At 62.9% G+C, this 8,590-nt stretch carries 7 protein-coding genes and 3 tRNA genes; 5 read left to right on the top strand and 5 right to left on the bottom strand.

Annotated elements, in window-relative coordinates; genetic code table 11:
* Nucleotide 1: 1 nt before the first annotated feature.
* From R2R70_RS17770 to R2R70_RS17755, 4 genes are all read right to left on the bottom strand, one after another.
* Nucleotides 2-75 (bottom strand) — tRNA-Asp (locus tag R2R70_RS17770).
* Between the two features lie 41 nt (nt 76-116).
* Nucleotides 117-193 (bottom strand) — tRNA-Asp (locus R2R70_RS17765).
* A gap of 78 nt (nt 194-271) precedes the next feature.
* Nucleotides 272-347 (bottom strand) — tRNA-Val (locus R2R70_RS17760).
* Nucleotides 348-563: 216 nt separating this feature from the next.
* Nucleotides 564-1,430, bottom strand: a complete 867-nt coding sequence (locus R2R70_RS17755) for an alpha/beta family hydrolase (RefSeq protein ID WP_410978635.1) — start codon at nt 1,428-1,430, stop codon at nt 564-566.
* Nucleotides 1,431-1,751: 321 nt separating this feature from the next.
* Here R2R70_RS17755 and R2R70_RS17750 point away from each other — a divergent pair, with 321 nt between their 5' ends.
* The 4 genes from R2R70_RS17750 to fnr all read left to right on the top strand — a co-directional run bounded on the left by R2R70_RS17750 (nt 1,752) and on the right by fnr (nt 5,198).
* Nucleotides 1,752-3,242 carry a cbb3-type cytochrome c oxidase subunit I gene (locus R2R70_RS17750; RefSeq protein ID WP_410978634.1) on the top strand — a complete coding sequence of 497 codons (1,491 nt, stop codon included), beginning with the start codon at nt 1,752-1,754 and terminating at the stop codon, nt 3,240-3,242.
* Nucleotides 3,239-3,856: a cbb3-type cytochrome c oxidase subunit II gene (locus R2R70_RS17745; protein ID WP_107335625.1), complete on the top strand. Its 618-nt coding sequence runs from the start codon at nt 3,239-3,241 to the stop codon at nt 3,854-3,856. The genes R2R70_RS17750 and R2R70_RS17745 overlap by 4 nt, the downstream gene beginning before the upstream one ends.
* A 25-nt stretch (nt 3,857-3,881) precedes the next feature.
* Nucleotides 3,882-4,160: a hypothetical protein gene (locus R2R70_RS17740; protein WP_107335626.1), complete on the top strand. Its 279-nt coding sequence runs from the start codon at nt 3,882-3,884 to the stop codon at nt 4,158-4,160.
* 288 nt (nt 4,161-4,448) lie between these two features.
* Nucleotides 4,449-5,198 carry a fumarate/nitrate reduction transcriptional regulator Fnr gene (fnr, locus tag R2R70_RS17735; protein WP_043333190.1) on the top strand — a complete coding sequence of 250 codons (750 nt, stop codon included), beginning with the start codon at nt 4,449-4,451 and terminating at the stop codon, nt 5,196-5,198.
* A 216-nt stretch (nt 5,199-5,414) separates the two neighbouring features.
* Here the strand turns inward: fnr and R2R70_RS17730 are convergent, their stop codons facing one another.
* Entirely contained in the window at nt 5,415-7,913 is a 2,499-nt protein-coding gene (locus R2R70_RS17730) for a fatty acid cis/trans isomerase (RefSeq protein ID WP_131431201.1), read from the bottom strand.
* Between the two features lie 269 nt (nt 7,914-8,182).
* Here R2R70_RS17730 and R2R70_RS17725 point away from each other — a divergent pair, with 269 nt between their 5' ends.
* Nucleotides 8,183-8,449, top strand: coding sequence for a hypothetical protein (locus tag R2R70_RS17725; protein ID WP_197738697.1), 267 nt, complete (start codon nt 8,183-8,185; stop codon nt 8,447-8,449).
* Nucleotides 8,450-8,590 lie beyond the last annotated feature (141 nt).

The following is an 8,590-nucleotide window of genomic DNA, read 5'->3' as shown; positions in this document are numbered from 1 at the left end:
GCGGACCGGACGGGACTCGAACCCGCGACCTCCGGCGTGACAGGCCGGCATTCTAACCAACTGAACTACCGGTCCACTTCAGAACAACTCAACATCGGGCGCATGACAAACGAGAATGGCGGACCGGACGGGACTCGAACCCGCGACCTCCGGCGTGACAGGCCGGCATTCTAACCAACTGAACTACCGGTCCACGACAATCGCTTGCTTCTGCTAACGAACCAGGCCATTTAATCAAGTAACGCTTTGAAAAGCAATGACTTTTTTCAAATGGTGGGTGGTACTGGGTTCGAACCAGTGACCCCCAGCTTGTAAGGCTGGTGCTCTACCAACTGAGCTAACCACCCCTGTCTCGTTGGCGCTGCATTCTACGGAATCCGGCCCATGAGTCAATACTTTTTTTGCGCGCAATTTCAGCAATCGTCCGCGACAGAGTATTGATAAGACAGGACTTTCCCGCTGCATCTCGCCTGCAGGCCAGTAAACATCAGCGTTGCGTCACCATTCTGACATGCCGCTGTCGCCGTCGAAGGGCAAGGTAATGCCCCTCGCATGGTGGCGATTCACTGCCGTTTTCCGCCCAGCGCCGGATGATTGGCCAAGGCCTGCGCCGCACGCGAAATCAGTCCTTCACGAGTCTCGCCACTCGCTTTTCGTGGCTTGAAATCATGTTCGCCATCATTCAGCCAATGCAATGTCAGGCTTTTCGGCAACGGATATGCCGTCACTTCCTCGCGAGTTCCGAAGGGATCGCGGCTGCCCTGACAGATTAAACCGGCCATCGGGATATCCGGCAGATGGTCGATGCGCAACTTGTCGGGCTTGCCCGTGGGATGAAATGGATAGCCCAGCGCGTACCACCCGACCGGCAACGGCGCATGCGCCGCCCGGGTCAACTCCACCAGCAGATGGGAGGCCACACGACTACCCATCGACTTGCCGCCGACCAGCCAGGGCAGCGATCGCAAGGAGTCGACGGCCGCCACACACACCATCAGCGCCTGATACCAGCGCGCCATCTCCTCGATCAGCCCGGGCAGCCGGGGCGGCGGTCGGCGGCGGCTTTCGCAGCGCATCCTGACGAGATAGCCGAAATCGAATGCCAGCCACGCCATGTCATGCGTCAGGCAGGCGGCAGCGAACAGTTGATGGAAGTCGGTCTCACGCCCGGCGCCGGCACCATGCGCATGCAACAGCAGGGCACGCCCCGGTCGCCCATGGATCTCAAGCGGGCCCAGTTCCGCCAACCAGCCTCGCCACGGCCCTCGCGCGGCCAGCGCGTCGTGGGACATGGTCTGGCGAGCAGCAAGCTCCGAGGCGACATCGGCCAGGCTGGCGACACGAAAGCCTTCCTCGGCGTAAGGGCTGGGAACCTCAGCCGTATTGGACGCATTGGCATCTTCGTCCGATGATGAAGTGACGGCGGGCAAGCGAAATTCTCCTGTTGATCTCGTACGGCTCGCGCCAGACAACGCTGGAACCGATGAAGGGTAAACGCTGCATTCCAGCGCGAGGGATGGCCTGTCAGTCGGTCATGGTCGCGCGTGATATCGGTCAGCGCCAGCCCTGCCGCCCTGACAGGGGCGTCGATGACCTGGCCGCTCCCGCAGCGCCGCTTCCAGCACCGTCACCACCAGCACTGCGCTTTCGCCCACTGCCGACGAGGTCGTGATATGCGTACAGCTCTTGAGGCTTCGGCCTGCCATCCCCGCGTGAACCATCATCATCACGTAAACCATGATTTCGCTCGCATGGCCGTCATCTGGGGCCTGCTCAGCCTCTGTCTGGCGGTGTGGCTCAACCTCATCTGGCTATGGCCCTCGCTGGGGCCGGAAGTGGCCTGGCTTAGCTACGGCCGCCTCGCTCCCTTGCAGCACCACCTGCTGCTCTTCGGTCTGGGCGGCTCGGCAGTGATCGCCGGCGGCTACTCCATCGCCATGCACAGTGTCCTGCAACGCGAATCACGCACGGACGCCGAGACGGCGATACCGGATATCGCACTGCCCCCCTTCACGCTCAAACTGATGCATTTCACCTTCCTCGGCTGGCAGGCCGTGGTCGCGCTCGGCGCACTGGCGATTGTCGCAGGCTACTCCTCGGGCCAATACATGGCCGAAGCGCCCTGGCTCGTCGATCTCCTGATGACCCTCGTCTGGCTGGCCGTGGCGTGGGTCTTCTTCACGGTGCTGGAGCAGCGCACGCTGCGCCGCCTGCCGGTGGCCTGCTGGTACTTCATCGCCGGCCTGATGCTGGTGTTGATACAGCATGTGTTGATCTCGCTCAGCGTGCCGATCGGCCTGCTGGAATCGATACCGCTCTTCACGGGCAGCCTCGAGGCACTGATTCAGCGCTGGCAGGCCGGGCCACTCCCCGGCGGCATGTTCGCATTCGGCGTCATTGCCTTGCTCCATCACATGGTGACGAGCTGCTCACAGCTGCCGCTCTACTCGCATCGGCTGGCCGCCACCAGCTTCTGGATGCTGGTGCTGCTGGTGACATGGGGAGGTGCTCCGCTACTGTTCGCGAGCGCCCTGCCGGCCTGGAGCCAGACGCTGGGCATGGCGATGGGCATCCTGCTGCTGGCGCCGGGGCTGGCACTCAGCCTCAATGGCCTGATGACACTCAAGGAGGATTGGCACTCATTGCGCCGGGATCCGCTTAACTGCCTGCTGGCGGCAGCTCTGATCAGCTTCGCCCTTGCGATTCTTGAATACAGCCTGCTGTCATTGCCGACAATCAACGCCCTGACCTTCAGTGCCGCCAACAGTCTGTCGCCGGCAGCAAGCCTGGGGGTAGTCGCGACAGTCGCCATCGTGATGGCCTACCACCTGCTGCCCCCGATGCGCTCCCTCGCGCTACTCAAGACTCATGCCCTGCTGGCCATCATCGGCACCCTGCTGTGCATTGCCGCCAGCTGGGCCACCACGCTGCTTCAAGGCAGCATGTGGCATGTGCTGGCAGATGACGGCAGGCCGCTATACACCTTGAGCGAGGTGCTGGAAGCGGCCCGCATGCCGATGATGATCTCGCTGGGCGGGCTCGCCTGCTGGGCGCTCGGCTTGCTGCTGATGCTCCTCAACGTGACGCGCACCCTGGCTGATCAAAAGAGCGAACGCCAAGCCGCTCATGAGCGACAACGCCTGAACTCCGGCTCGCGGAAGGCATCATCAGAACCTGCCATGCACTCTGCGTCCCCCTCTACCACGCCCCCTGCCACATCCTCGGGAGGGCACTACGCATGAGACATGTCCTGCTCGAACGTCACGCCGGCCTGATGACGGCACTATGCCTGCTCACCATGAGCCTCGGCGCCCTCGCCCAGCTGGTACCGCTCGGGGCTCACCCCAGCCTCGCCAGCGCACCCGAAGACCTCAAACCGCTGAGCGCCCTGGCGCTGGAGGGTCAGCGCATCTACCAACGCGAGGGCTGTCAGCAGTGCCATACACGCATGGTGCGCGATCTACCGGGCGATACGGCGCGCCACGGCGATGCGACGATCGCCCGGGAGCGCTATTACGACCGCCCTTCGCTGTGGGGCGTAGAGCGCTGGGGGACGGATTTGAGCCAGCTGCCTGCGCAACATGACGATGCCTGGCAGCGTCTGCATCTGAATGACCCGCGCAGTCAGGTGCCGGGCTCAGCGATGCCCACCTACCCGTGGCTGTTCGAGCGGGCGTTGAGCGGCGAAGGCATCGCGGCCCGCATGCGAGCCCTGCAAGGCCTGGGCGTGCCCTACGCGGAAGACGAGATTCTCGCCGCCCCCAATGACGTGCGTGGCACTGCCGAAATCACGGCGCTGCTCGCCTACCTGCAGCAGGCCGCCCCCGCGAGCGACATCGCCAGCCGCGACCCATGACAGGACACCGCTCAGGAGACACGACATGAATCTGCTGGAGACAACTGGACTCCCCCTGTTCTGGAATCTCTGGGTGCTGGCCCTCACGCTGGGCAGCCTGGTGCTGTTCGCCATGCTGGCACTGGGCAGCCTTTCGCGCGCCGCCAGCGCTGACAGCGACGAGCGCGAAGGCGATGGCCCCATGCAGGAACATCGCATCAACGGCGTACGTCAGCCTGACACGCCAGCGCCACGTGCCTGGGGCATACTGGCACTGGCGACGCTGGCCGGCGCACTGATCCTGCTGCTCGGCGCAGCTGGCTGAGGCAGGTCGTCGCGGTATGGTCATGCGGGGCCAACCAGGCCTAAAGTTCACACACCTTGCAACGCCCATGGGTTGGGCAGGATAATGAATTAATAAAATCTAATATTATGGCGCCACGAAATTGCACTGCCCCAGCCGATGAGCGCTCAGACTCTGGCCGCTCGAATCACATCGGCTGAGCAGGGTAGCGGCGGGCGACAAGGCCCCGCCCCACCATTCGTTGCGCCCGAAAGACCCCTCCGCTGCCCTGCCCCAGGGGTAGCGGTGACATTCCTCAGGAGAGTCACCATGACGGCCAATGCACAGGCATCACACCGCTTGCGCGCCCATGAAGCCCGCTGCCAGACCTGTTCGCTGAGTTCACTGTGCCTGCCACTGGCACTGAACATGGAAGATATCGACCAGTTTGACGCCATCATCCGCCGTCGCGCGCCACTCAGAAAAGGGGAAGTGCTCTTCACCCAGGGCGATGCCTTCGATTGCGTCTTCACGGTGCGCTCCGGAAGTCTCAAGCAGATCACCAATGAAAACAGCGGCATGGAGCAGCTGACCGGCTTCTACCTGCCCAGCGAGCTGGCCGGGCTCGATGCCATCGACAGCAATTGCTATCCCGGCACCGCCGTGGCGCTGGAGACCACCACCGTCTGCGAGATTCCCTTCGACCGCCTCAATGCGCTCTCGGAGCAGATGCCGGAACTGAGAACCCAGCTGTTCAAGAGCCTGAGCAAGGAGTTGCACGAAGATCGCCGCATGATGATGCTGCTGTCGCGCAAGACAGCCGATGAGCGGCTGGCGAGCTTCCTGGTCAACCTGTCACAGCGCTTCCGTCGTCGTGGCTATTCGCCGTACAGCTTCCGCCTCTCGATGGCACGCGCCGATATCGGCAACTATCTGGGGCTTGCCGTCGAAACCATCAGCCGTATCCTGACCCGCTTCCAGACCCAGGGGCTGGTCGACATTCGTGCCCGCGAGGTGCATATCCTGCATCTGGATGGCCTGATCGAACTGGCCGAAGGCGAGTGTCAGGGCGGTCGCTGATGACGCCTGCTGACAGCACATCACGCTGAGCGACACTGCGCTGATCCGCCGCCAGGGCGCCATGTCGGCACCACACAAGACAGAAGCCCGCCACGCAATTTGCGTGGCGGGCTTCTTCTTTCTGTCAGGCCAGTCGTCAGTCGTCCTGACAACCCTGACAGTCCTGGCAGCCCAGACAGTCATGACAATAGGCCTTGTCTCGGCCTTCGCTGGCGATCAGCGGTTCTCGAGGCGGTTATAGTCCAGCAGGCCCGCTTCGACAGGGCGATCAGCATAGTTGGTGCGCAGCACGCTGTCGGAAAACTCCCAGAAGCGCGGATCAGTCCGGCGCACCCCGATATCGGCCTGCAGGGCGCGATAGTCCTCTTCGCTCTCGAGTGCCGCCACCCGCTCTGCCAGCCCCGTCAGGGTGTCAGGCGTCAGACGCCAGAAGGCATTCGGGTAATCGCCCGCCACGCCCCGCAAGACATCGAGAGTGTCTTCCTCAGGACGGCGATTTTCCTCCTCATCGAACAGACTGGTGATGTTGGCGTGGGCGGAATTGCGCAGCACGCTGTAAAGGCGCGGCGAGTCATCAGTGCCATCCTCCAGCGCGACGATCGTCACCTCCGGCATCAGGCTGGCCGAGACTCCCTGCACCGCAGCGAGGGCCTGCAGCTCATGTCGCACATGCTCATCCTCGACATTGCTCAGACTACGCTCATGACCGAGTTCCGGTGCGAGGCGCTCCTGCATGCGCCGCATCAGACCAAGGCGAGCCTGGTTCGGGGATGACAGCTCCTGCGGTGTCCAGACGATGCCACTGGGCGCATCGAACTGCGGCGGCTTCTTGAACAGCAGCTCGCCAAGGCCGGGGCTGACGTCGCGATACCAGCTGTCATGCACCGCCTGGCGCTCACCTGCCGGCAACAGCACCAGCAGGTTGTTCTCGCCTTCCATGCGCAGGAAGTCCATGTACAGACGGGTGACCAGCTGATGGCCGAGATTGCCGTAGACATCGAAGCCGGCGACCAGCAGATAGTGGATGCGCTCCAGCATCGGGTAATCGATGATCCAGCCCGTCTTGGGCACGCCACCGACCAGCCCCTTCATCACCGCTGCATTGTCGAAGTGACGATAGATGGTCAGGGCCGCGTTGGGGTTACGCCCCTGGCCGGGGCCGTCGGCCCAGCCGCTGCCGTCCCACAGCACTCGCTCATCCAGGCGCAGATCGCCATCGAGATAGGCCTGGGACATCAGGCGCTGCTTGGCCTTGAGGTAGGCGGCCTGCTTGCTCTCGAACTTGACCCAGGAGCTGATCGGCAACGCATTGCTGCTCTGCTCGGCGGGCAGGCTGAGATTCTTTCCTTCCTCGGCCAGGGTGCGTTCCACTTCCGGGTGGCTGAACATCTTCGGGTCAGTGAAACCGACCCAGAAGTGATCATTGATCACATCCACCGCGACCTGCCCGCGACAGACCGGCCCCTTGATGAAGCCCATGATGGTGTTCTGCGACTCATCCAGCATGAAGCGATAGCGTGACTCGGCCGGGATGGCCTCGAAGGTCAGGAAAGGATTCGAGGCCGTCCTGAGGTCGTAATCCGGCAGGTCATCCACCGGGTAATCCGGTGTCAGGAACAGCGCCCGCCAGCGCTTGAAGCGAGCATCATCGAGCGCATAGGGCAGATGATTCTTGGCCAGGATCGTCGCGCGCTCCTGCCACAGACGGTAATAGACCCGCGGGCGCCCGGCGTCATCGTGGGGCATGCTCGCGCGCTCATCGGCGGTGTAGGAGGCGTAGGGTGCATCGTAGGGGCGGCGCGTGGAGATGCGCTTGATCGGCTCGCCCGGCGGGGTGCTGGAACGCACCAGCTTGAAGAAGATCGGCCGTCCGTCTGCGCCCTTGATGCCCGGGAAATACACATGGCTCAGGAAGAGATGCTCGTAGATATAGCGATTCATCAGGCGCTGCTTGAGGCTGTCGCCATTGAAGAAGCGCTCGGCCTGCTCGATGTGCGGCATCAGCGCCTGGGGCAACGGCGCCGGGCCCGTCATCGCGCCACCCTTGGCCAGCCAGTTCACCAGCGTGCGGTGCTCTTCATCGCTGACCTGTGGCAGGGCGTAGGGCATGCCCCAGTCAGGATGGTCTTCGGCGAACTTGTCGTAGCCCTCCACGGGGGCACACACCTGACTGCGATTGAGCGACAGGTCGAAGCGGTCTTCCGGCAACAGGCCATCTTCCGTCACCGGCAGCGGCGCCTTGCGCTTCTGGCTGAGCGCACGGAACAGCACACTGCCCTCCAGATTGGCGGCCGGAGAATCGAATCGCTCATTGAGCACCGGCGAGAAGTCCATGCTGCGCCACTGCTCGGTGGTGTCCGCGTCCTCGAACATGCGCGTCAGATTGGCCGCCAGCAGGCGCGTGCCATCGTAGACCGGCGCCGGATTCATGCCGCGATCGATCCCGGCGGCCGATGACATCTTGAGCTGACAGGGAGCGTCGTAGCAGCCATGACAGACCACGCAGCGCGTCTCGATCACCGGCTTGACCTCATCCTCCCACTGACGTCCGGCAAGACTGTCGTGTGACACCACCCGCTCACGCGGTGACGCGGGGCCGAAACGCTCATCGAGCTGATGAATCGCGACGGCACTGCAGCCCCCCAACAGTAGAACGAGCACGATGCTCCAGCGCCAGCGCGGTATGCGCCACAGGCGTCGAAGTAGGTCCGGCATGGGGAACTCCAGCAAGAGGAAGGAATATCGGCAATCGGGCAGATGATGGCGAAAGGGTACCATAAGCAGGCTCACTAATTCGGCAAGACTGCCTTTCCAAGCATAGTGAACAATGATGTCAGATTTTTTTGGCGCTACCGCATCCAACTTTATTTTGACGGCGTATGACTTCATGACCCGCCTGAACGAGCTGTCTGACGCAAGCGGGTGCCACGATGTTCCTGATCCATAATTCAAAAAATACGGGCCCTGCCCGATAGGAAGCCATCATGACCATGAAGAAGACCGTTACTGCTGCCACCTTCGCCGCCGCTGCCGCCGCGCTGTTCTCCACTGCCGCCCTGACCTCGTTGCCGGTGCACGCCGGTGACAATGCCGTGAAGTGCTCCGGCATCAACTCCTGCAAGGGCACCTCCGAATGCGCGACCGCCAACAGCGCCTGCAAGGGCCACAACGCCTGCAAGGGCCAGGGCTGGTCGTACACTGCCAGCGCTGAATCCTGTGTCGGCGAAGGTGGTACTGTCGTCGAGGGCTGATCCTCAGGCACGCAGAGGCGTCTGCCCTGGCAGGCGCCTCTGGCGAATACCCGACGGGAGGACGGCACACCGTCCTCCCGTTCCTGATTCTGGTTCTGGCTCTGGCTCGGTTTCTTTCCGGGAACCCTGGCGGGTGTCTTT

This window comes from Cobetia sp. SIMBA_158, from assembly GCF_046566945.1.
Taxonomy (GTDB): Bacteria; Pseudomonadota; Gammaproteobacteria; order Pseudomonadales; family Halomonadaceae; genus Cobetia; species Cobetia amphilecti.
The sequence above is the reverse complement of the archived record's forward strand: the minus strand, read 5'-3'. Positions and strand labels throughout refer to the sequence as shown.